The organism is Peribacillus sedimenti, from assembly GCF_046237635.1.
In the GTDB taxonomy this organism is placed as follows: Bacteria; Bacillota; Bacilli; order Bacillales; family DSM-1321; genus Peribacillus; species Peribacillus sedimenti.
The window spans coordinates 102,501-126,685 of record NZ_CP143547.1; the positions used below are offsets into that span (position 1 = coordinate 102,501).

At 42.1% G+C, this 24,185-nt stretch carries 24 protein-coding genes and 2 other annotated features (1 of these 26 only partly in view); all 24 genes read left to right on the top strand.

Annotated features, from left to right (window positions below; genetic code table 11):
• On the top strand, positions 1–351 hold the 3' portion of the coding sequence (locus V1500_RS00545) for a UvrB/UvrC motif-containing protein (RefSeq protein ID WP_409303695.1). The gene continues 204 nt to the left of window position 1, outside the view; only the last 351 of its 555 coding nucleotides appear in the window; the start codon falls outside the window, past its left edge; it ends in the stop codon at positions 349–351.
• Positions 348–1,442 (top strand): protein arginine kinase, encoded by a 1,095-nt coding sequence (locus V1500_RS00550; RefSeq protein WP_409303697.1) that lies wholly within the window; start codon positions 348–350, stop codon positions 1,440–1,442. The genes V1500_RS00545 and V1500_RS00550 overlap by 4 nt, the downstream gene beginning before the upstream one ends.
• Entirely contained in the window at positions 1,439–3,880 is a 2,442-nt protein-coding gene (gene clpC / locus V1500_RS00555; RefSeq protein WP_409303699.1) for an ATP-dependent protease ATP-binding subunit ClpC, read from the top strand. The genes V1500_RS00550 and clpC overlap by 4 nt, the downstream gene beginning before the upstream one ends.
• A gap of 280 nt (positions 3,881–4,160) precedes the next feature.
• On the top strand, positions 4,161–5,549 hold the full coding sequence (gene radA, locus V1500_RS00560) for a DNA repair protein RadA (RefSeq protein WP_409303701.1): 1,389 nt from the start codon (positions 4,161–4,163) through the stop codon (positions 5,547–5,549).
• Positions 5,550–5,552: 3 nt separating this feature from the next.
• The gene (gene disA / locus V1500_RS00565; RefSeq protein ID WP_409303703.1) at positions 5,553–6,626 is read left to right on the top strand and encodes a DNA integrity scanning diadenylate cyclase DisA; all 1,074 of its coding nucleotides are present in this window, start codon (positions 5,553–5,555) and stop codon (positions 6,624–6,626) included.
• A 283-nt stretch (positions 6,627–6,909) separates the two neighbouring features.
• Positions 6,910–8,001 carry a PIN/TRAM domain-containing protein gene (locus V1500_RS00570; RefSeq protein WP_409303705.1) on the top strand — a complete coding sequence of 364 codons (1,092 nt, stop codon included), beginning with the start codon at positions 6,910–6,912 and terminating at the stop codon, positions 7,999–8,001.
• Positions 8,002–8,017: 16 nt separating this feature from the next.
• Complete coding sequence (gene ispD, locus V1500_RS00575; RefSeq protein WP_409303707.1) at positions 8,018–8,719, top strand: 2-C-methyl-D-erythritol 4-phosphate cytidylyltransferase; 702 nt, start codon at positions 8,018–8,020, stop codon at positions 8,717–8,719.
• 11 nt (positions 8,720–8,730) lie between these two features.
• Positions 8,731–9,210 (top strand): 2-C-methyl-D-erythritol 2,4-cyclodiphosphate synthase, encoded by a 480-nt coding sequence (gene ispF / locus V1500_RS00580; RefSeq protein ID WP_409303709.1) that lies wholly within the window; start codon positions 8,731–8,733, stop codon positions 9,208–9,210.
• 93 nt (positions 9,211–9,303) lie between these two features.
• A complete protein-coding gene (gltX, locus tag V1500_RS00585) occupies positions 9,304–10,761 on the top strand; it encodes a glutamate--tRNA ligase (RefSeq protein WP_409303711.1) in 1,458 nt (485 codons plus the stop codon).
• 63 nt (positions 10,762–10,824) lie between these two features.
• Positions 10,825–11,057: a binding site (T-box leader), on the top strand.
• 100 nt (positions 11,058–11,157) lie between these two features.
• Complete coding sequence (cysE, locus tag V1500_RS00590) at positions 11,158–11,826, top strand: serine O-acetyltransferase (RefSeq protein ID WP_409303713.1); 669 nt, start codon at positions 11,158–11,160, stop codon at positions 11,824–11,826.
• The gene (gene cysS, locus V1500_RS00595; protein ID WP_409303715.1) at positions 11,807–13,204 is read left to right on the top strand and encodes a cysteine--tRNA ligase; all 1,398 of its coding nucleotides are present in this window, start codon (positions 11,807–11,809) and stop codon (positions 13,202–13,204) included. The genes cysE and cysS overlap by 20 nt, the downstream gene beginning before the upstream one ends.
• Before the next feature lies 1 nt (position 13,205).
• Positions 13,206–13,622 (top strand): Mini-ribonuclease 3, encoded by a 417-nt coding sequence (locus tag V1500_RS00600; protein WP_409303717.1) that lies wholly within the window; start codon positions 13,206–13,208, stop codon positions 13,620–13,622.
• Positions 13,623–13,626: 4 nt separating this feature from the next.
• Positions 13,627–14,370 (top strand): 23S rRNA (guanosine(2251)-2'-O)-methyltransferase RlmB, encoded by a 744-nt coding sequence (rlmB, locus tag V1500_RS00605; protein WP_409303719.1) that lies wholly within the window; start codon positions 13,627–13,629, stop codon positions 14,368–14,370.
• A 3-nt stretch (positions 14,371–14,373) separates the two neighbouring features.
• Positions 14,374–14,883 (top strand): NYN domain-containing protein, encoded by a 510-nt coding sequence (locus V1500_RS00610; protein ID WP_409303720.1) that lies wholly within the window; start codon positions 14,374–14,376, stop codon positions 14,881–14,883.
• Between the two features lie 90 nt (positions 14,884–14,973).
• Entirely contained in the window at positions 14,974–15,606 is a 633-nt protein-coding gene (gene sigH, locus V1500_RS00615; RefSeq protein ID WP_409305875.1) for an RNA polymerase sporulation sigma factor SigH, read from the top strand.
• A 112-nt stretch (positions 15,607–15,718) separates the two neighbouring features.
• Positions 15,719–15,868: a 50S ribosomal protein L33 gene (gene rpmG / locus V1500_RS00620; RefSeq protein ID WP_409303722.1), complete on the top strand. Its 150-nt coding sequence runs from the start codon at positions 15,719–15,721 to the stop codon at positions 15,866–15,868.
• Positions 15,869–15,921: 53 nt separating this feature from the next.
• Positions 15,922–16,095, top strand: a complete 174-nt coding sequence (gene secE, locus V1500_RS00625; RefSeq protein WP_409303724.1) for a preprotein translocase subunit SecE — start codon at positions 15,922–15,924, stop codon at positions 16,093–16,095.
• A 174-nt stretch (positions 16,096–16,269) separates the two neighbouring features.
• On the top strand, positions 16,270–16,803 hold the full coding sequence (nusG, locus tag V1500_RS00630; protein ID WP_409303726.1) for a transcription termination/antitermination protein NusG: 534 nt from the start codon (positions 16,270–16,272) through the stop codon (positions 16,801–16,803).
• Between the two features lie 175 nt (positions 16,804–16,978).
• Positions 16,979–17,404, top strand: coding sequence for a 50S ribosomal protein L11 (gene rplK, locus V1500_RS00635; RefSeq protein WP_409303728.1), 426 nt, complete (start codon positions 16,979–16,981; stop codon positions 17,402–17,404).
• Positions 17,405–17,513: 109 nt separating this feature from the next.
• Positions 17,514–18,203 carry a 50S ribosomal protein L1 gene (gene rplA, locus V1500_RS00640; RefSeq protein WP_409303729.1) on the top strand — a complete coding sequence of 230 codons (690 nt, stop codon included), beginning with the start codon at positions 17,514–17,516 and terminating at the stop codon, positions 18,201–18,203.
• Positions 18,204–18,285: 82 nt separating this feature from the next.
• Positions 18,286–18,435 (top strand) — a sequence feature (ribosomal protein L10 leader region).
• Positions 18,436–18,474: 39 nt separating this feature from the next.
• Positions 18,475–18,975 carry a 50S ribosomal protein L10 gene (gene rplJ, locus V1500_RS00645; RefSeq protein ID WP_409303731.1) on the top strand — a complete coding sequence of 167 codons (501 nt, stop codon included), beginning with the start codon at positions 18,475–18,477 and terminating at the stop codon, positions 18,973–18,975.
• A gap of 63 nt (positions 18,976–19,038) precedes the next feature.
• On the top strand, positions 19,039–19,404 hold the full coding sequence (gene rplL / locus V1500_RS00650) for a 50S ribosomal protein L7/L12 (protein ID WP_409303733.1): 366 nt from the start codon (positions 19,039–19,041) through the stop codon (positions 19,402–19,404).
• Between the two features lie 264 nt (positions 19,405–19,668).
• The gene (locus V1500_RS00655; RefSeq protein WP_409305876.1) at positions 19,669–20,277 is read left to right on the top strand and encodes a class I SAM-dependent methyltransferase; all 609 of its coding nucleotides are present in this window, start codon (positions 19,669–19,671) and stop codon (positions 20,275–20,277) included.
• Between the two features lie 237 nt (positions 20,278–20,514).
• Entirely contained in the window at positions 20,515–24,096 is a 3,582-nt protein-coding gene (rpoB, locus tag V1500_RS00660; RefSeq protein WP_409303735.1) for a DNA-directed RNA polymerase subunit beta, read from the top strand.
• Positions 24,097–24,185 lie beyond the last annotated feature (89 nt).

Consider the following 24,185-nt stretch of genomic DNA (forward strand, 5'->3'; position numbering starts at 1 on the left):
CCTAATACGATATCAAAACCAACAGAACTTAACTGCAAAAGATGCGGACTAACATTTTCTCAATTTGTCCATACCGGGAAGTTTGGTTGCGGTGAGTGCTACAGCACGTTTGAGAGTCAGTTAGACCCTATCTTGAAGAGGTTGCATGGCGGGAATACAGTGCATCATGGTAAAGTTCCTAAACGCATTGGCGGCAGTATTCATACCAAAAAACAGATAGCACAATTAAAAGGAACCATGAAAACCTTTATAGAAAATGAAGAATTTGAAAAGGCTGCTGAAATACGAGATCACATTAGATATTTAGAACAATCTTCCGGAAATGGCGATGAAGGGGGGCGCCCTTTATGAGTCTCGAACGGTTCTTAGAAAATGCCGTAAGTTCATGGATGAATGAAGAAGGCCCTGATTCGGATATTGTATTAAGCTCCCGAGTAAGGCTTGCGAGAAATTTTAAGGATTTCAAGTTTTCAACATTGTTTTCACAGGAAGAAGCATTGCAGATTATAAATGTAGTAAAAGAGCGTTTTGGGAATAAAAACATTCCTGCTGTAGGAGATTTAGAACTCCTGGAAATGAGCAATCTTCAATCCCTGGAAAAAAGGGTGCTGGTTGAAAAACACTTAATCAGCCCTCAATTAGCAGAGGATTCACCGTATGGCGCTTGTTTGCTAACAGAAAATGAAGAGGTCAGTATCATGGTCAATGAAGAAGACCATCTTCGTATTCAATGTTTATTTTCTGGCCTGCAGCTTAATGAGGCTTTGAAAGTGGCAAATGATATTGATGACTTCATTGAAGGGCAAATTGATTATGCTTATGAGGAGGATCGCGGATATTTAACCAGCTGCCCAACGAATGTGGGAACAGGGCTTCGAGCTTCGGTCATGATTCATTTGCCGGCACTTGTGATTACGCAGCAAATGAATCGGATTATTCCGGCAATTAACCAGCTTGGCTTGGTTGTGAGAGGGATATACGGTGAAGGCAGCGAAGCGTTAGGGAATATTTTTCAAATATCCAACCAAATAACACTGGGTAAATCTGAGATAGACATAGTTGAGGATTTGAACAGTGTAGTCCAGCAAATAATTGCTCAGGAGAGGTCGGCTAGGGAAGCTATAGTGCAGACGTCGAACATACAATTAGAAGATAGAGTATTTCGTTCATATGGAATTTTACAGCATGCAAGGGTTCTGGAATCGAAGGAAGCGGCGAAATGCTTGTCGGATGTTAGATTAGGGATTGACCTTGGGTATATAAAAAATATTTCCAAGACTATTCTGAATGAGTTAATGATCTTAACACAGCCGGGTTTTCTTCAAAAATATGCCGGTGGTCCGCTTCGCCCGCATGAAAGGGATATACGGCGTGCCACATTCATTCGCGAGCGTTTTGACTTAGAGAAAAAAGATAATTCTGAAGGAGGACATACCTTATGATGTTTGGACGTTTTACGGAAAGAGCCCAAAAGGTGTTAGCATTGGCTCAGGAAGAAGCAATCCGGTTAGGGCATAACAATATTGGAACCGAACATATCTTGCTTGGACTTGTTCGTGAAGGGGAAGGAATAGCTGCTAAAGCTCTGTATGCTTTGGGACTTGGTGCTGAGAAGATTCAAAAAGAAGTGGAGAACCTAATTGGAAGAGGCCAGGAAAATTCCCAGACCATTCATTATACACCACGCGCTAAAAAAGTGATTGAGCTTTCCATGGACGAAGCCCGTAAATTAGGCCACTCCTATGTGGGCACAGAGCATGTCTTGCTTGGATTAATACGGGAGGGTGAAGGTGTAGCTGCCAGAGTATTGAACAATCTCGGAGTAAGCCTTAATAAAGCACGCCAGCAGGTTCTACAATTGCTTGGCAGCAACGAGTCAGGCGGCCATCAGGGGTCTGCGGCCTCGAATGCAAGTACGCCGACTCTTGACAGCCTTGCTCGAGACCTGACTGCGATTGCGCGGGAAGACAGCCTTGATCCCGTTATTGGCAGAAGCAAAGAAATTCAAAGGGTCATCGAGGTGCTGAGCCGTAGAACCAAGAATAATCCCGTTCTTATTGGAGAGCCTGGTGTCGGGAAAACAGCCATCGCTGAAGGCCTTGCCCAGCAAATCATTAACAACGAAGTGCCGGAAATCCTTCGCGACAAGAGAGTCATGACGCTTGATATGGGTACTGTTGTGGCTGGAACAAAATATCGCGGAGAGTTTGAAGACCGCCTAAAGAAAGTGATGGATGAAATCAGGCAGGCAGGAAACATTATTCTGTTCATTGATGAACTTCATACTTTAATAGGTGCCGGTGGTGCGGAAGGAGCAATCGATGCTTCTAACATCCTGAAGCCGTCTTTGGCACGCGGAGAGCTTCAGTGCATTGGTGCAACCACATTGGATGAATATCGTAAATATATAGAAAAGGATGCTGCATTGGAACGCCGCTTCCAGCCAATCACTGTAAATGAACCTACAATTGACGAGTCAATACAAATTCTGAAGGGGCTGCGTGACAGGTATGAAGCACATCATCGCGTGTCCATCTCCGATGCTGCCATTGATGCTGCTGTTAAATTATCTGACCGCTATATCTCAGACCGCTTCCTTCCAGATAAAGCGATCGATTTAATTGATGAAGCGGGTTCTAAAGTAAGGCTCCGTTCTTATACAACACCGCCTAAACTAAAAGAATTGGAACAAAAATTAGACGAAGTAAGAAAGGAAAAAGACGCATCAGTCCAAAGCCAGGAGTTTGAGAAAGCTGCCTCTCTTCGTGACACAGAACAGCGGCTTCGTGAGCAGCTGGAGGAAACGAAGAAGTCATGGAAAGAAAAACAAGGCCAGGAAAACAGTGCAGTTACGGTCGACGATATTGCAAATGTAGTATCCAACTGGACGGGTGTCCCTGTAACACAGCTGGCTCAAACCGAGACAGACAAATTGTTAAATATGGAGAATATTCTTCATGATCGTGTAATTGGCCAGGAAGAAGCAGTTAAAGCCGTTTCTAAGGCGGTTAGAAGGGCAAGAGCAGGTCTAAAGGATCCTAAGCGCCCTATCGGTTCATTCATATTCCTTGGTCCTACTGGAGTGGGTAAAACAGAACTGGCACGTGCCCTGGCAGAATCTATTTTTGGTGATGAAGATGCAATGATCCGGATTGATATGTCTGAGTACATGGAGAAGCATTCAACATCCCGTCTTGTAGGATCGCCTCCTGGATACGTTGGTTTTGAAGAAGGCGGACAATTGACCGAAAAGGTACGCAGAAAGCCTTATTCTGTAGTCCTGCTTGATGAGATTGAAAAAGCTCATCCTGATGTCTTTAATATTCTTCTTCAGGTATTGGAAGATGGCCGGTTAACGGATTCAAAAGGCCGTACAGTAGATTTCAGAAATACCATCTTAATCCTTACCTCAAATGTTGGTGCTGAAGCCTTAAAACGCAATAAATATGTTGGATTTAACGTACAGGAAGAGGGCCAGGATTATAAGGATATGAAAGGAAAGGTAATGGAGGAGCTTAAAAAAGCGTTCCGTCCTGAATTCCTGAATCGTATAGATGAAACAATAGTATTCCATGCCCTTGAGAAGAAGCATTTGAAGGAAATTGTAACATTAATGTCTGATCAGCTAATGAAACGCTTGAAAGAGCAGGATATCCATTTAGAGCTTTCTGAGGCTGCCAAAGAAAAAATAGCGGACAGCGGCTATGACCCTGAATATGGGGCACGTCCAATTCGCAGAGCCATTCAAAAGCATATCGAGGATTTCCTATCAGAGGAATTATTAAAAGGAAATGTGCAAAAGGGACAAAAAGTGTTAATTGATGTAGAAAATGGAGAGTTTACGGTAAAGAGTGGGGAAACAGCTACCGTAGGTGAATAATTGAGTGATTTGCATGGAGGGACACGCAATAATGCAGTGTTCCTCCTTTTTTCATCATATTATTGAGGTATCTCTTATTGCATTTATGTAATTTTTTGTTCATATTTTTTTGAAGGATTAATACAAGCTTTTATATAATAACTTAATAGTAACGGTATTTTATTTATAATCCTGCTTTTCCATTTAGGAAGACAGGTTACACATATATAAGGCTAAAAGCGTCGAGAACAGTGTAGCTGCTGTCTTTTCCCGGCGGTTTTTGGAAAGAAAGGAATTAATTATGGTAGCTAAGAAAAAAACGAAGTTTATCTGCCAATCATGCGGATACGAATCTGCAAAATGGATGGGGAAATGTCCGGGATGCGGGGAATGGAACCAGATGGTGGAGGAAGTAGAAATCGTCAAGCCTGCCAGGAGAGGAGCATTTACTCACTCCGATGCATCCTCAGGTGGTACCAGCAGAAAAGCTACTCCCATCACAGCAATAGAGACCTCTCAGGAACCGAGAATATATACTGATTTAGCGGAATTGAACCGCGCTCTTGGAGGGGGAATCGTCCAGGGATCTCTTGTACTCATTGGAGGAGATCCAGGGATAGGAAAATCAACACTGCTGCTTCAAGTATCTGCACAGCTGGCGCAAAAGCAGAAAAAAGTACTGTATATTTCGGGAGAAGAGTCGGTAAAGCAGACAAAATTGAGAGCTGACAGGCTCGGCGCCACCTCCGAAAACCTTTTTGTTTATTCCGAAACAGATATGGATTATATAGAACAGGCCATCTCTGCCATGCAGCCTGACCTTGTCATCATTGACTCTATCCAAACAGTTTATCAGTCAGAAGTAACGTCTGCGCCAGGCAGTGTATCGCAGGTAAGAGAATGTACCGCAGCATTAATGAGGATTGCGAAAACCAATGGCATAGCTATTTTTATAGTAGGTCATGTCACAAAGGAAGGCTCCATTGCCGGCCCTAGGCTGCTGGAACATATGGTTGATACCGTTTTATATTTTGAAGGAGAAAGGCACCATACATATAGAATTGTACGTGCCGTAAAGAACAGGTTTGGTTCGACAAATGAAATGGGAATCTTTGAAATGAAGGAAGGCGGTCTTGAAGAAGTAGCAAATCCATCTGAAATCTTCCTGGAAGAGAGGTCCAATGGAGCTTCCGGCTCTACAGTGGTGGCTTCAATGGAAGGAACAAGGCCAGTGCTGGTGGAAATCCAGGCTCTTATATCGCCAACAAGCTTTGGAAACCCAAGAAGGATGGCAACAGGGATTGACCATAATCGGGTTTCCCTATTAATGGCTGTGCTGGAAAAGAGAGTAGGTCTGCTTTTACAAAATCAAGATGCATATCTGAAAGTTGCAGGTGGAGTCAAGCTTGATGAGCCGGCAATTGATTTGGCTATTGCTGTTAGCATTGCCTCCAGTTTCCGTGACAAACCCACAAAGCCATCTGATTGTATCATAGGTGAAATTGGATTAACGGGGGAAGTCAGAAGGGTATCCAGAATTGAACAAAGGGTACAGGAAGCTGCAAAACTGGGTTTTGAGAGACTAGTTATACCTGCGAATAACATCGGGGGTTGGACCGTTCCTAAAGGTATTGAAATAGTAGGTGTATCTACAGTCGCGGAGGCTCTTCAATATGCTTTAGGGGGATAAAGTATGACAGAAAAAAGGGCATATGAAAAAAATAAGCTGGAAATCTTGTCGATGGCTGCCCCGGGTACACCCCTGCGTGAAGGAATCGATAATGTACTTAGGGCCAATACAGGCGGACTTATCGTTGTAGGTTATTCAGAAAAAGTAAGGGAAATCATTGACGGAGGATTTCTCATTAATTGTGCGTGTACACCCAGCACTCTATATGAATTGGCAAAAATGGATGGGGCGATTATTTTGGATGAAAAAGCCAGTAAGATCATTTTAGCCAATGCCCAACTTGCTCCCGATACCTCCATCCCGTCTACTGAGACAGGAATGCGCCACAGAACTGCCGAACGTGTGGCGAGGCAGACAAAGGCGCTTGTAATTGCCATCTCCCAAAGGAGAAACGTGATTACCCTGTATCAGGGGAATTTCCGCTACGCCTTAAAGGATATCGCAGTCATCCTTTCTAAGGCCAATCTGGCTATTCAAACATTAGAAAAATATAAGGCGGTCTTTCAGCAAAGTATTTCCAATTTAAGTCTATTGGAGTTTGAGGAAATAGTTACCTATGCGGACCTTTTGCAGGTGTTTCACCGGTATGTGATGGTTCTGAGAATAAAGGCCGAACTGCTGTCCTATTTAAACGAGTTGGGAACAGAAGGCAGGTTAATACGACTCCAGATGAGCGAATTATTGACTGATATAGAAATTGAAGGAACCTTGTTAATACGAGATTACTATTATGACAGGAGTGAAAATCCGCAAACTGTAATAAACCGGCTGCAAGACCTGGCTAGGCAGGAGATTTTTGATGACAGTGTTTTACTCCGGATTCTAGGCTTTAATGGATATATCCATTTGGATGAAAATGTTTTTCCCAGAGGATATCGCATTTTGAGTAAAATTCCCCGGTTACCTGGACTCATTATTGAAAATCTAGTAAGCAGATTTGTGACATTCAGAAGAGTTACCCATGCCACTATCGATGAGTTGGATGAAGTAGAAGGCATTGGGGAAGTGAGGGCAAAGAAGATTCAGGAAGGATTGAGAATGCTGAGAAATCAACTGTTGATTGACAGAAAAATATAAGGGTCCAGTTGTTAAGAATTACTTCGTTAGAGCGCGTAGACGTTGATTTTTGAGGGACTTATTTTTGACATCTCCATACCTAGGATGCTACGGTATTATTATATTGTTTTTTACATTTGCTGGTAGTAGCTAACAGGGGAATATGAAGTTGATGAGACTATTTATTATAATGAAATAATTTCGTACTGGTTATCAAAGATTAAGAAGTTTATTCGAAAAACCGAATTGAGCAAGGTTTTGAATTCCTAAAATTGTTAATAATGATTAAAAGGAGGTGAAGGGGATGTTAAAACGCATTATTCAGGCATGTTTTTTGATAATAGGAGGAACATTGGGTATATTTCTCATTCCTGAGTTATTAATTTTAGTACATGCAGATCATATTGCAATTATAAACAATCCTTATGTTACTTTTATTTTAGGTGCAATTATATTCTACCTTTTTACGTTCTGGGCAGTAGATTATGTCGTGGAATTCATCAAATGGTTTGAGGAATCGCTTGTGAAAGCTCCCATTACGGATATTATATTCGGAAGTGTAGGCCTCATGGTCGGTCTTTTCGTTGCATTTCTGATTGGATATGCACTGAATGCTATACAAGTGCCTATCCTTAATACCGTGGCACCAATTTTATTAACCCTTGTTTTTGGTTATTTAGGTTTTCAAGTAGGGTTCAAAAAACGTGATGAATTGCTCAATCTATTTTCTAAGAATAATAAAAAGAAGGAATTCGGAGCGGAAGACGAGGAGCAAGCGTCAGATGCCAGCCCAATGAAAATCTTAGATACGAGCGTAATTATAGATGGCCGGATTGCAGATATCTGTCAGACTGGATTTCTGGAAGGTACCATTGTTATCCCACAATTTGTTTTAGCTGAATTGCAGCATATTGCCGACTCTTCTGATGCTCTTAAGAGAAACCGCGGACGCCGGGGCCTTGATATCCTTAACAGGATCCAAAAGGAACTGACTGTAAAAGTCGAGATGTATGAAGGAGATTTCGACGATATCCAGGAAGTCGACAGCAAGCTGGTAAAATTGGCGAAAATAACAAATGGTATTGTTGTGACCAACGATTTTAACCTAAATAAAGTATGTGAATTTCAAAACGTTTCCGTTTTGAATATCAATGATTTGGCCAATGCTGTTAAACCAGTTGTGCTGCCCGGAGAAGAGATGACTGTACAAGTCATTAAAGATGGGAAAGAGCATAACCAAGGCATCGCTTATTTGGATGACGGTACGATGATTGTTGTGGAAGGCGGAAGAGATCATATAGGGAAAAGAATTGAAGTAGTAGTAACAAGTGTCCTTCAAACATCTGCAGGAAGAATGATTTTTGCAAAACCAAAACTATTAGAGAAGGCTTTATAGTTGGGAGAATATATATATGCTTTATGAAGTAGTCATTCCGGCAGCCGGACAGGGCAAACGGATGAAAGCAGGGAAAAACAAACTGTTTATTGAGCTTGATCACATACCGATTATCGTACATACGATAAATGTATTCGAACATGACCCGAATTGCAAAAAGATCATTCTTGCCATTAACCCAAATGAGGAAGAAATATTTAAGCAATACATCGCGCAATACGGATTTAAGACAGATATAAAATTAGTACCTGGCGGAAAAGAAAGACAGCAAAGTGTCTACAATGGAATCAATCATGCTTCAGAGGATTCAATTGTGCTTGTACATGATGGCGCAAGGCCATTTATCACACATCAACTGATCGACAGACTGGTAATAGCTGCTAATGAGCATGGCGGAGCAATCATTGCTGTTCCTGTTAAAGATACGATAAAAAAGGGGCTACACAACATTGTAATCGAAACCGTGGAACGATCCAGCTTGTGGGCAGTGCAAACACCACAAGCTTTTCGTCTTTCTGTTCTGAAAAATGCTCATGAATTGGCTGAAGCAGCGGGATTTCAGGGAACAGACGATGCAAGCCTGCTTGAAAGAAACGGTGAAGAAGTTATAATTATTGAGGGAAACTACGATAATATCAAAATTACTACTGGAGAAGACCTGTATTTTGCAGAAGCAATCTTACAGAAAAAACGTTCCTTACCGAACGGAAAAGAATAGGAGATGACAGGATGTTTCGTATTGGACAGGGATTTGATGTTCATCAGCTTACAGAAGGACGGCCTTTAATTATTGGTGGAGTAACAATTCCCTATGAGAAAGGACTTCTTGGTCATTCGGATGCAGATGTGCTTTTGCATACTATAGCAGACGCCTGCCTGGGCGCAATAGGCGAAGGAGATATCGGCAAACACTTCCCTGATACAGACCCTGAATTTAAGGATGCGGATTCAGCAAAACTATTAAAACATGTTTGGGAACTTGTGAAGAGAGAAGGATTTGTCCTGGGCAATTTAGATTGCACCATCATTGCACAGGCTCCTAAAATGGCACCTTATATCAGACAAATGCAGGAGCGGATTTCGCAATTGCTTGAGGCTTCCCTAAACCAGGTAAACGTAAAAGCAACAACAACAGAAAAATTAGGATTCCCCGGCAGAGGTGAAGGGATTGCTGCCCAGGCAGTGGTCTTGCTGATAAAGGCTGATTGATCTCTTTGATCCACTCTTTATTCCTAATCATATAGGTGGTAAAATAGAGGGATTCATCTATTCAAAGGAAGTATTATAGGAGGCGTCAAATTAATGAGCAGCGAAATTCGGGTTCGTTATGCACCGAGTCCAACCGGACATTTACATATAGGAAATGCCCGTACGGCATTGTTTAATTATCTATTTGCCCGCAGTAAGGGCGGAAAATTCATTATCCGAATAGAGGATACAGACCAGAAGCGTAATATTGAAGGCGGAGAGGAAAGCCAGCTGAAATATTTGAAATGGCTTGGAATGGACTGGGATGAAAGTGTGGATGTAGGAGGAGAATATGGTCCTTATCGCCAGTCTGAACGCAATCATATTTATGGCAAGCTGTATAATGAATTGTTGGAAAAAGGCTTGGCATATAAGTGCTATTGTACGGAAGAAGAGCTTGCAGAAGAGCGGGAAGCTCAGTTGGCAAGGAATGAGACACCGCAATATTCCGGCAAATGCCGTCATTTAACTGACCAGCAACGTGCGGAATTAGAGGCTCAGGGCAGAAAACCAAGCATCCGTTTTATGGTGCCGGAGGATAAGGACTATAAATTTACCGACATGGTAAAGGATGAAGTATCGTTCGAATCAGAGGGTATTGGTGATTGGGTGATCATCAAAAAGGATGGAATCCCAACATACAATTTTGCTGTAGCAGTGGATGATCACCTTATGGAGATTTCCCATGTTCTCCGAGGGGATGACCATATATCGAATACACCAAAGCAGCTTATGATCTATGAGGCCTTTGGCTGGGAGCCGCCTGTGTTTGGCCATATGACATTAATCGTAAATGAGAGCCGGAAAAAACTCAGCAAGCGGGATGAATCAATCATTCAGTTCATCGAACAATATAAGGAATTGGGATATGTTCCGGAGGCTCTCTTTAATTTCATCGCTCTGTTGGGATGGTCTCCCTCCAGTGAAGAAGAAATTTTTTCGAAGGAAGAGTTCATTGATATATTTGACCCGGCCAGGCTGTCTAAATCACCAGCTTTATTTGATCAGCAAAAGCTCGCGTGGATGAACAACCAATATGTTAAACGTCTGGATTTAGACCGTGCCGTGGAAATTACTGTGCCGCACTTAATTAAAGCAGGAATGCTGCCACAGGACATGACTGCGGAGCAGCAAGGGTGGGTTCGTGAGCTTGTCGCCCTTTACCAGGAGCAAATGAGTTATGGTGCAGAAATCGTGGAAAAATCTGCTCTCTTCTTTAAGGATGATTTAGAATTAGAAGAAGAAGCGAAAGAAGTCCTTGCAGAGGAACAGGTTCCTGGGGTTATGGCTGCGTTTCTTTCCGAGATAGAGAAGCTTGAAGAGTTCTCTGATGAGGAGATAAAAGCTGCGATTAAAGCTGTTCAGAAGAGCACGGGACAAAAGGGGAAGAAACTGTTTATGCCTATACGGGCGGCTGCTACCGGGCAAACGCATGGTCCGGATTTGCCGAAGGCAATTGCGTTGTTAGGAAAAGAAAAAATAAAAGTGCGAGTCCAAAGCTTTTTGCATTAACAAATCATTAAAAATGTAATATAGTATGGTCATAAGACATGATAGTTTCATCAATACATCAAAGCTAATGCGTAGATGGGGAGAAGTATAGAAACGAAGCTTTCCAGAGAGAACCATATTGCTGCAAGTGGTTTAAGCCTCTCGTTTTTAGAAATGCACCCCTGAGTCCTTTTCCGAACAGGTACAGTAAGAAAAGGCGGCCTATCCCCGTTAAAGGATATAAGTTGGGAATGCTGCACCTGTTGGGCACAGTTCATTTCAAACAGAGTGGAACCGCGCTGCCAAGCGTCTCTGTGTTTTTACAGAGGCGCTTTTTTGTATACTTTTTTTGCAGAAAAACAAGGGAATCGGGCTTTCTTTACAGAAGAAATGTATGTCGATAGAGGGGGGAAAAGAGTGTTAAAAGTGTTAAAAGAGGACATAGATGTCGTTTTTGACCAAGATCCTGCAGCAAGAAGTTACTTAGAGGTGATTCTTACGTATTCGGGATTGCATGCGATATGGAGCCACCGAGTTGCCCACGCATTTTATAAGAAGAAGCTGTACTTTATAGCACGGTCTATTTCACAAATAAGCCGTTTTTTTACAGGGATTGAAATACACCCTGGTGCAAAAATAGGCAGACATTTTTTCATTGACCATGGCATGGGTGTGGTAATTGGCGAAACATGCGAAATCGGTGATAATGTGTCCGTGTTCCAGGGCGTTACGCTTGGTGGGACGGGTAAAGAAAAAGGAAAGCGGCATCCTACTATTAAGGATAATGTTTTGATTGCTACAGGAGCAAAGGTGCTGGGATCGATAACGATAGGAGAAAACTCAAAAATTGGTGCCGGTTCGGTCGTTTTAAAAGAGGTTCCTCCAAACTCCACCGTTGTCGGTATTCCCGGAAGAGTCGTCATTCAGGATGGCATTAAAATAAAAAAAGATTTAAATCATACTGACCTTCCAGATCCAGTTGCAGATCGGCTAAGGGAAATGCAAAGCGAACTGACCGCTTTAAAAATAGAAGTAGAGAAGCTTAGGAGTGAAAGGAGCACTAGTTATGGGCATAAAACTATATAATACCCTAACAAGGGAAAAAGAAGAATTCAAGCCGCTCGAAGAAGGCAAGGTAAAAATGTATGTGTGCGGACCGACAGTATATAACTATATTCACATTGGCAACGCAAGACCAGCAATTGTGTTTGACACGGTCCGCAGATACTTTGAATATCGTGGTTACCAAACGCAATTTGTATCCAACTTTACAGATGTAGATGATAAGCTGATCCGGGCAGCGAAGGAGCTTGGGGAAGATGTACCGACCATTTCAGATCGCTTTATCAATGCTTATTTTGAAGATACTTCCGCACTGGGGTGCAGAAGAGCTGATGAACACCCGCGTGTAATGGAAAACATCGATATTATCGTCGAATTCATCGAAGCTTTGATAGAAAAAGGTTTTGCTTATGAGTCAGAAGGGGATGTGTACTATCGGACAAGAAAATTTGGCGAATACGGCAAGCTTTCTCATCAATCCATCGATGAACTGCGCGTAGGAGCAAGGATTGATGTGGGAGAGAAAAAAGATGATGCGCTTGATTTCGCCCTTTGGAAAGCGGCAAAAGAAGGCGAAATTTCCTGGGACAGCCCTTGGGGTAAAGGACGGCCGGGGTGGCATATTGAATGCTCTGCCATGGCGAAGAAATACCTTGGGGATACAATTGATATCCATGCTGGCGGCCAAGATTTAGCATTCCCGCATCATGAGAATGAAATCGCTCAAACAGAGGCCTTGACTGGAAAGCCGTTCGCGAAATATTGGATGCATAACGGGTATATTAATATAGACAATGAAAAGATGTCCAAATCGCTGGGGAATTTCGTCCTTGTTCATGACATCATTAAGAAGCACGATCCTCAGGTGCTGCGTTTCTTCATGTTATCGGTGCACTACCGTCATCCGATCAATTATAGTGAAGAGCTGCTTGAGAATATGAAAGCATCTTTGGACCGGTTAAGAACCTCTTACCAAAATTTAAAGCACCGCATTAATTCGAGTACTGGATTAACACATAACAAAGAAGAATATTTAAATAAGGTCAACAGTTTGCATGAAGAGTTTTTGAAGGAAATGGATGATGATTTTAATACGGCTAATGCCATATCCGTTCTATTTGAGCTATCAAAGCAAGCTAATTATTACTTAATGGAGAAAAATACCGATATAAAAGTGATTGAAGCTTTTCTTAAAGAGTTTCACGATCTATTTAGTGTTCTTGGCTTATCTCTTGAGGACCAAGAGATTTTGGATGAAGAGATTGAAAGACTCATCCAGCAACGGAATCAGGCTAGGAAAGATCGCAACTTCCAGCTTTCCGACGATATTCGGGACCAATTAAAAGAAATGAATATCATACTGGAGGACACTCCTCAGGGAACAAGGTGGAAAAGAGGATAACATGATTGATTATGAAACGACAGTAGATGAAAAGCAGCTGAACAGCCTTGCACTTGCTTATATGGGTGATGCCATATATGAAACATATATCCGGCATCACCTCCTCCAAAGAGGAACGGTGAAGCCGCATCTTCTCCACAAAGAAGCAACATTCTTTGTCTCGGCCAAAGCTCAAAGCAGGATTATACATTTCCTGCTTGGACTGGACATGCTGACAGAAGAAGAACAAGGAGTAGTACGGAGGGGCCGGAACGCGAAATCCGGAACTGTCCCAAAGAACACGGATGTGCAAACGTACCGGTATGGAACGGCATTTGAATCTTTGTTAGGCTATCTTTATTTAGCGCGCCGTACGGAACGGCTTGAAGAAATTATAAGATTATCGATTCAATTCATTGAAGAGGAAAAAGGGAGATGAACCCATGAGTGAAGAATACATCATTGGAAGGAACCCGGTGCTGGAAGCTTTGCGATCCGAGCGTGACATCAATAAAATTTGGATTGCTGAAGGCTCACAGAAGGGACAAATGCAGCAAATCATTGGTATCGCAAAGGAGCGGCAAGTGCTGACCCAAATTGTGCCCAAGAAAAAAATTGATCAAATGTCAGATGGGAACCATCAGGGTGTGGTTGCACAGGTTGCTGCTTACAGTTATGCAGAATTGGATGACTTGTTTGCGAGGGCAGAAGAAAGAAACGAGGCTCCCTTTTTTATTCTTCTTGATGAAATAGAGGACCCGCATAATCTTGGATCTATCATGAGGACGGCGGATGCTGTGGGAGCTCATGGAATTATTATACCAAAGCGCAGGGCTGTCGGGCTGACTGCTACGGTGGCAAAGTCTTCGACAGGTGCTATTGAATATATTCCGGTAGCCCGTGTCACCAACATGGGAAGAGCGATTGATGAAATAAAGGAGCGCGGAGTCTGGGTTGTCGGAACAGATGCAAAAGGTACGGATGATTATCGGAATATGGACGGAAAAATGCCGATAGGCCTTGTCATCGGCAGTGAAGGAAAAGGGATGGGAAGGCTGATTAAGGACAAGTGTGATTTCCTTATCCGCTTGCCGATGGCCGGAAAAGTAACTTCTCTAAACGCTTCAGTAGCAGCTAGCTTACTGATGTATGAGGTTTATCGAAAAAGAAATCCCTTAGGGAATTAGATAATGAACATCCTTCTGGTTGATGGTTACAATATTATTGGGGCCTGGCCGGAACTCAGAGAATTGAAAGAGCGGGACCTGTCCGCAGCTAGGGATCGGCTGATAGAAAAAATGGCCGAGTATCAAGCATATACAGGGTTTCGGGTAATCATTGTGTTCGATGCGCATTTTGTACAGGGAATTGCCCGCAAATATAAAAACTACAAAGTCGAAATCATCTTCACCAGAGAGAATGAGACAGCAGATGAACGGATCGAAAAGATGGCCATTGAATTGAATAATATCAAAACCCAGATTCATGTAGCGACCTCTGATTTTACGGAGCAATGGGTGATTTTTGGACAGGGGGCTTTGCGTAAATCCGCAAGGGAGCTCCTGAATGAAATGAATCACATTAAGGGAGAAATAGCAAAGAACGTAAAAACCACGACTCAAAAAAAACCGGCATCTAAAATACCGCTTACAGAGGAAATGGCAGAAATTTTCGAAAAGTGGCGCAGAGGGAAGCTATGAGCTGTTGACGTACAAAAAAATCCTCCTGTATAATATTTCTAACTACGTGTGTACGGGTCGGGGGGATCTTTTTTGGGTATAAACTTCGGAATGAAAATGAGCGAAGATTATGTATATTTGGAAGATGATGGGCTGGTTGACTTAATACACAGCGGAGACAGTGAGGCACTTGACTACTTAATTCATAAATACCGTAATTTTGTCCGCGCAAAAGCACGCACGTATTTCTTGATCGGAGCCGATAAAGAAGACATAGTCCAGGAAGGAATGATCGGCCTTTATAAAGCAATTCGTGACTTTAAAGGGGACAAGCTTACCTCCTTTAAGGCCTTTGCTGAGCTCTGTATCACCAGACAGATCATAACGGCAATTAAAACGGCGACCCGCCAAAAGCATATCCCCCTGAATTCCTATGTTTCCTTGGACAAGCCAATCTACGATGAGGAATCAGACAGGACACTGATGGATGTTATTTCTGGGGCGAAGATACTTGATCCCGAGGAACTGATCATTAATCAGGAAGAATTCGATGATATTGAATTAAAAATGGCGGAACTGTTAAGCGACCTCGAGAGAAAGGTATTATCGCTTTATCTCGATGGGCAATCCTACCAGGAAATTTCAGAGGAACTGAACCGGCATGTAAAATCTATCGATAATGCGCTTCAGCGTGTGAAAAGAAAGTTGGAACGTTATCTGGAAGGCAGGGAAGTCACTACCTGATAAGATTCTTACTTGCCCTTTGTCTTTCTTATCGTTTATCCATATGTTTATTGACAATAAAAGTAAGCCATGATACAGTTTTAAGGACGTAGACATATGGCAGGTGTTCTTTATGAGGAAGAAAGTAATTTTGGCTTGTACCGACTGCGGTGCACGGAACTATACGTCTGAAAGTAATAAAGAAACTAGTGCTGAGCGGCTGGAAATTAAAAAATTCTGTTCTAATTGTAATGCTCACACGATGCATAAAGAGACAAAATAACTTTTGAATACATTGGCAGACGCTATCCATAGAAGGTGTTGGAGGTTACATTGATGGCAGAATTTTTTAGCGGCGTAGTGCGCGAAATGAGAAAAGTAAGCTGGCCGAAAAAGAAAGAACTTACAAGGTATACTGTAATTGTTCTATCCACTGTGGTATTTATGAGTCTTTTCTTTGCAGTCATAGATTTAGGTATTTCAGAAATAATCCGTTTAGTTCTTGAATAAGAGATTCGAATTTAAGCTATAATAGTGATAGAATAATAAGTAACGAAGAAAAGCCCGGAGACGGGTTTTTTAATTTGTCCTTTTTTAATGTGTAAAAAGTTTACAATTCATTAGATAATGACATCATAGAAGAAAAAAGTACGGGGAGGGAAGGACCGTACGGGTCCTAACTGAATGGAAAAGAATTGGTATGTAGTTCACACTTACTCTGGTTACGAGAATAAAGTGAAAGCAAACTTGGAAAAGCGAGTCGAGTCAATGGGCATGCAAGACAAAATCTTTCGTGTAGTTGTTCCGGAAGAAGAGGAAACAGAATTCAAGGATGGCAAAAAGAAAGTGATGAAGAAGAAGGTGTTTCCTGGATATGTACTCGTTGAAATCATCATGACCGATGATTCATGGTACGTTGTCCGCAATACGCCGGGAGTTACAGGTTTCGTAGGATCTGCAGGGTCAGGTTCAAAACCTACAGCGTTGCTGCCGGAAGAAGTCGAAATGGTGCTAAAACGTATGGGAGTGGACGAAAAAACGATTGAAGTCGATTTTGTAATTGGCGATACTGTCCAGGTTAAAGAAGGACCGTTTGCTAATTTCACGGGTTCCATTGAAGAAATGGACAAGGACAAGAGCAAGCTGAAAGTTCTGGTTAACATGTTTGGGCGCGATACGCCGGTGGAGCTTGATTTCACCCAGGTCGAAAAAATATAATTTCGAAAAAACTTGAAATCTTCCTGTAAAAATGATAATATTTCATAGGTCAGTATGTCCCGGTTTCAGGGGCCTGAACAATTAAACAACATTCTTTATTATATAAAGAATCAATATGAGTGGGAGGGTTAAAGACCCTATTACCACATCACGGACTTATAAGGAGGTGTGTCTCGTGGCTAAAAAAGTAATAAAAATGGTTAAATTACAAATTCCTGCTGGTAAAGCCAATCCGGCACCACCTGTTGGACCTGCTTTGGGTCAAGCTGGTGTTAACATCATGGGATTCTGTAAGGAGTTCAACGCTCGTACAGCGGACCAAGCTGGTCTAATTATTCCTGTTGAAATCACGGTATTTGAAGACCGTTCATTTACATTCATTACAAAAACTCCGCCTGCTGCTGTATTGCTTAAGGTTGCGGCTGGTATCGAGTCTGGTTCTGGTGAACCTAACCGTAAAAAAGTTGCTACTGTCAAGCGTGATAAAGTACGCGAGATTGCTGAAACTAAAATGCCTGACCTAAACGCAGCTGATGTTGAATCAGCTATGCGCATGGTTGAAGGTACAGCTCGCAGCATGGGTATCACTATCGAGGACTAATCCATCTGCTTCGCTGATCGTTTCTACGGGGTTGCGAATCGATTCGCAACCTTTATTCGTGGGAGGTAATTCCTAATTCCGTTAAAACCACAAAATAGGAGGATTTAAAATGGCTAAGAAAAGTAAAAAATATACTGAAGCTGCACAGCTTGTAGACAGCACAAAAGCTTATGCTGTAGGTGAAGCAGTAGAACTTGCTAAGAAAACAAACTTTGCTAAATTTGATGCAACAGTTGAAGTTGCTTTCCGTCTGGGAGTAGACCCGAAGAAAGCTGACCAGCAAATCCGCGGAGCTGTAGTGCTTCCAAACGGAACTGGTAAAACTCAGCGTGTATTGGTATTCGCTAAAGGCGAAAAGGCAAAAGAAGCTGAAGCTGCTGGTGCAGATTATGTTGGTGATGCTGACTACATCAACAAAATCCAACAAGGTTGGTTTGATTTTGATGTAATCGTTGCAACTCCAGATATGATGGGTGAAGTTGGTAAGCTTGGTCGTGTATTAGGACCTAAAGGCTTAATGCCAAACCCTAAGACTGGAACAGTAACATTTGATGTTACTAGAGCAGTTAATGAAATCAAAGCTGGTAAAGTGGAATACCGTGTTGACAGACAAGGAAATATCCACGTTCCTGTCGGTAAGGTTTCTTTCGAAGACAGCAAGTTGATCGAAAACTTTAATACAATCTTTGAAACTCTTCAAAAAGCAAAACCTGCGGCAGCTAAAGGTACTTACATGAAGAATATCACTGTAACTACAACTATGGGCCCTGGTGTAAAAGTAGATCCTGCTTCTTTCTAGGATTGAAAAATTTACCATCATTGTTTTTTGGATAAAAGTTGACCAACGAAACAATTATTGTTATAATAAGTTTTGTTGTTATAAATGAATACTATTTGTACCGTAGACAGTAGGAGCTCTAAGGAGCTTAATATCCTGCCGAGGTAATTTAATAAATTATTTAGTCTCTGACTATAATTTTGAAATTACTGCCTTCATGTCTACCAGATATGAAGGCATTTTTATTTGAACGGTATGAATGTTTTCAAGCAAATCTATAGGAGGTGTAAGGATGAGCAACGTTATCGAACAAAAGAAACAAATCGTTGATGAGATTTCAGAAAAATTCAAGTCAGCTCAAACAGCTGTTGTTGTTGACTATCGTGGTTTAACAGTTGCAGAAGTAACTGAACTTCGTAAACAACTTCGTGAAGCTGGCATCGACTTCAAAGTATACAAAAATACAATGACTCGTCGTGCTGTTGAGGCTGCTGAACTTACTGGCCTAAATGAATCTCTAACTGGTCCAAACGCAATTGCGTTCTCAAATGAAGACGTTGTTGCGCCAGCGAAAATCCTTAACGATTTCGCGAAGAAACATGACGCACTAGAAATTAAGGCTGGAGTTATTGAAGGAAATGTCGCATCTGCTGATGAAATTAAGGCTCTTGCTGAACTTCCATCTCGCGAAGGCTTACTATCTATGCTACTTTCAGTGCTACAAGCACCTATCCGCAATCTTGCTCTTGCTGCAAAAGCTGTTGCAGACCAAAAAGAAGAGCAAGGCGCGTAAGTTAAAACTGGTTTTCGGCTATTAAATTAAAAAAACTTAAACCTTTCAAGGAGGAACTTAACAATGACTAAAGAACAAATCATTGAAGCAGTTAAATCTATGACTGTTTTAGAATTAAATGACCTTGTAAAAGCTATCGAAGAAGAATTCGGCGTAACTGCTGCAGCACCTGTAGCAATCGCTGGTGGAGCTGCTGCTGGCGGTGCTGCTGAAGAGAAAACTGAATTTGACGTTGTTCTTGCATCTGCAGGCGACCAAAAAATCAAAGTTATCAAAGTGGTACGTGAAATCACTGGTCTAGGACTTAAAGAAGCAAAAGATCTAGTTGACAATACTCCAAAAGCTGTTAAAGAAGGCGTTTCTAAAGAAGAAGCTGAAGAAGTTAAAGCTAAGCTTGAAGAAGTTGGAGCTAACGTTGAAGTTAAGTAATCTAGCGTAACAAAGAAGCTCGCTGTAACCAGCGGGCTTTTTTCTCTTCTGATTTAAGAGAATGCTGTTATGATATGGAGTATAAAGTTACTATTAATGAGGGAAACTAAAACAATGGGGCTTCGGTCAAAAGCCTGTAACTCACTATGAGCATTTGGTGTGCGTTTCCTTTAAATCTGGTAATCATATATTATTGCTCCTGTTTCTTCAAAATATCTTCTCTACAATGTCTTCTATATTCTTTTCTGATTGGGGGAGATTTCTCTGGCAGAACAACATTACTATTCACAAAAACCAAATGTAGAAAGCAACCCGAAATATTGGAACTTTACGCTTAGGGGACAAAATTTTCGCTTTAAAAGTGATAATGGGGTATTCTCTAAGAATGAAGTAGACTTTGGATCCCGATTGTTAATCGAATCTTTCGATATGGATCCCGATATAGAGGGGCCGATTTTAGATGTAGGCTGCGGATATGGTCCGATTGGTCTTTCGGTTGCAGCAGCTTATCCCGAAAGAATCGTAGAAATGATAGACATTAATACAAGGGCTGTTGAACTGGCTAAGGAAAATGCGAAGAATAACGGGGTTGAGAATACGAATATTTACGAGAGTGATACTCTTGCTAATGTCACTGGCGCCAATTTCGCAGCTATCCTTACCAACCCGCCGATCAGGGCGGGAAAAAAAGTGGTACAGGATATAATGGAACAGAGTTTTAAAAAACTTCGTTCAAGAGGTACGCTATGGGTGGTCATCCAAAAGAAGCAAGGAGCCCCTTCGGCTATTAGTAAATTAGAAGAACTCTTTGGCAATGTTGAGACAGTAGCCAAGAAAAAGGGATATTTTATTCTTGTATCTAAAAAAGTTTGACTCTGATTTTTCGCTATGTTAGTATTATATAATGCATATATATAATTTCCAATACCTTTCAAATTTTTATGCGTTAAATTGTATGGAAGTTGGGTATTTTGGAAAAAATATATAAATAATAGTTCGTTTTATGTGAAATAGTGGTTTTTAAAACAAAAACCATTTTATTTTTGTCTTAGGAAACTTGTTTTCTGTGGCAATAGATCTTTAAAACGCTTGATTTGAGGGGTGAATCAGTTGACAGGTCAACTTGTTCAGTATGGACGACACCGCCAACGTCGGAGTTATGCACGTATTAGTGAGGTTCTTGAATTACCGAACCTTATTGAAATCCAAACAGCATCTTATCAGTGGTTCCTTGATGAGGGCTTACGGGAAATGTTCCAGGACATCTCACCAATCGAGGATTTCACAGGTAATTTATCGCTTGAATTCATTGACTACAGTTTGGGTGACCCAAAATATGCTGTAGAAGAAACTAAAGAGCGTGATGTGACTTACTCTGCACCTCTTCGTGTGAAGGTCCGTCTTGTTAACAAAGAAACAGGGGAAGTAAAAGACCAGGATGTATTCATGGGCGATTTCCCTCTTATGACTGAGACCGGTACTTTTGTCATTAACGGTGCGGAACGCGTTATTGTATCTCAGTTAGTGCGCTCGCCAAGTGTGTACTATAGTGCAAAAATGGATAAAAACGGAAAACGCGGCTATACAGCTACTGTTATACCGAACCGTGGAGCATGGCTTGAGTACGAAACAGATGCCAAGGATGTAGTGTATGTAAGGATAGATCGTACAAGGAAACTTCCAGTTACGGTATTGCTGCGCGCCCTTGGATTTGGTTCTGACCAAGAGATTATCGACTTGATCGGCGATAATGAATATATTCGTAACACGCTTGAAAAAGACAATACAGAAAGCGTAGAAAAAGCTTTGCTGGAAATCTATGAGCGACTTCGCCCAGGTGAACCTCCTACTGTTGAAAATGCGAAAAGCCTTCTTGTATCACGCTTTTTCGATCCAAAGCGCTATGACTTAGCGAATGTAGGACGCTATAAAATAAATAAAAAGCTTCATATTAAAAATCGCCTTTTCGGACAGCGTATAGCTGAAACCTTGGTTGACTCTGAAACTGGAGAAATCGTTGTTGAAAAGGGTACATTACTTGACCGCCGTACATTGGACAGAATCATTCCCCATATTGAAAATGGTATTGGGTTTAGAAATTACCATCCAGTTGGAGGAGTGGTGGAAGAAGAAACCCTTCTTCAGCCGATTAAAATTTATGCTCCGAATGATACTGAAGGCGAAAAAATAATTAATGTCATTGGCAATGCTTATGTTTCAGATCAAGTAAAGAACATAACGCCCGCTGATATTATTTCTTCTATTAGTTATTTCTTTAACCTTTTGCACTCTGTTGGAGACACTGATGACATAGACCATCTAGGTAACCGGCGTCTGCGTTCAGTCGGAGAACTGCTGCAAAACCAGTTCCGCATTGGATTGTCCCGTATGGAACGTGTGGTGCGTGAGAGAATGTCCATCCAGGATACGAACACGATCACTCCACAGCAGTTGATAAACATCCGTCCGGTCATTGCATCTATCAAAGAATTCTTTGGAAGTTCTCAATTGTCACAGTTCATGGATCAAACAAACCCGCTTGCAGAATTGACACACAAACGCCGTCTATCTGCTCTAGGACCTGGTGGTTTGACACGTGAACGTGCGGGATTCGAAGTCCGGGATGTCCATTATTCCCACTACGGCCGTATGTGTCCGATTGAAACACCTGAAGGACCAAACATTGGTCTGATCAACTCGTTATCCAGCTTCGCAAAGGTAAATCGATTTGGGTTCATTGAAACTCCATATCGCAGGGTTGACCCGGATACTGGAAGAATCACCAATCGTATCGATTATTTGACTGCGGACGAAGAGGATAACTACGTAGTTGCCCAGGCGAATGCAAGACTTTCAGATGATGGTTCTTTTGTTGATAATGATATAGTTGCCCGTTTCCGCGGTGAGAATACAGTTGTACCTCGCGATCGTGTAGACTACATGGATGTTTCTCCAAAACAGGTAGTATCAGCTGCGACAGCATGTATTCCATTCTTGGAAAACGATGACTCAAATCGTGCTTTGATGGGTGCGAACATGCAGCGTCAGGCTGTTCCTTTAATGCAGCCGGAAGCACCACGTGTTGGTACAGGTATGGAGTATGTATCTGCCAAGGACTCAGGAGCTGCTGTAATTTGTAAATTCGAAGGTATTGTAGAACACGTTGAGGCTCGGGAAGTATGGGTTCGCCGTGTATCTCAAGTGGATGGCCAAGAGGTAAAAGGCAATCTCGACAAATACCGTTTACTTAAATTCATTCGTTCCAACCAGGGAACTTGCTATAACCAAAGACCAATTGTTTCTGTGGGAGACCGTGTAGTAAAAGGAGAAATCCTTGCTGATGGGCCATCCATGGAAAAAGGTGAATTGGCACTTGGCCGTAATGTTCTGGTAGCCTTCATGACTTGGGATGGCTATAACTACGAGGATGCTATCATCATGAGTGAGCGCCTTGTAAAGGATGACGTATATACGTCCATCCATATCGAAGAGTATGAATCAGAGTCCCGTGACACGAAACTGGGGCCTGAAGAAATTACCCGCGATATACCAAACGTCGGGGAAGATGCACTTCGCAATCTGGATGAGCGTGGAATTATCCGAATCGGTGCCGAAGTAAAAGACGGCGATCTTTTAGTTGGTAAAGTAACACCTAAGGGAGTAACGGAACTTACTGCTGAAGAGCGCCTGCTTCATGCAATCTTTGGCGAAAAAGCCCGTGAAGTGCGTGATACCTCACTTCGTGTACCTCATGGCGGCGGTGGAATTGTCCATGATGTAAAAGTGTTCAACCGTGAAGACGGGGATGAGCTTCCACCAGGTGTGAACCAGCTCGTTCGTGTATATATCGTTCAAAAACGTAAAATCCATGAAGGGGACAAAATGGCGGGACGCCACGGTAATAAAGGTGTTATTTCCCGTATTCTCCCTGAAGAAGATATGCCATACCTGCCAGATGGCACACCTGTAGATATCATGCTTAACCCTCTGGGGGTTCCATCACGTATGAATATCGGGCAGGTGCTGGAGCTTCATCTCGGAATGGCAGCTCGCGCCTTGAATATTCACGTAGCATCTCCTGTATTTGACGGAGCCCGCGAGGAAGATGTGTGGGCAACCATCGAAGAGGCAGGAATGGCTCGTGATGCGAAGACTGTACTATATGATGGACGTACTGGTGAACCATTCGATAACCGTGTTTCTGTCGGTGTAATGTATATGATTAAGCTTGCGCACATGGTTGATGACAAACTCCATGCACGTTCTACAGGTCCTTACTCTCTTGTTACGCAGCAGCCTCTTGGAGGTAAAGCTCAATTCGGAGGACAGCGTTTCGGTGAGATGGAAGTGTGGGCACTTGAAGCATACGGTGCTGCATATACCCTGCAGGAAATTCTTACGGTTAAATCCGACGATGTTGTTGGCCGTGTGAAAACATACGAAGCGATTGTCAAGGGCGAGAATGTTCCAGAGCCGGGTGTACCTGAGTCCTTTAAAGTTCTTATAAAAGAATTGCAAAGCTTGGGTATGGATGTGAAAATCCTCTCAGCTGATGATCGTGAAATCGAAATGCGTGACTTAGAAGATGAAGATGATCCAAATCAACAAGATACCATTACTCTTGATAGAGAAGAAAAAGAATTGGTAGCATCCGAAACAGGTGTGAAAACCAATTCGATTACAACTGATTAAGTAGCAGAAAATGGTTACTAGACTCTAGCCGGCAGCAAAAAATGCTGCCAGTTAGAGTTATATAAGGTTTAAATTGTTTGTTTTTGCTT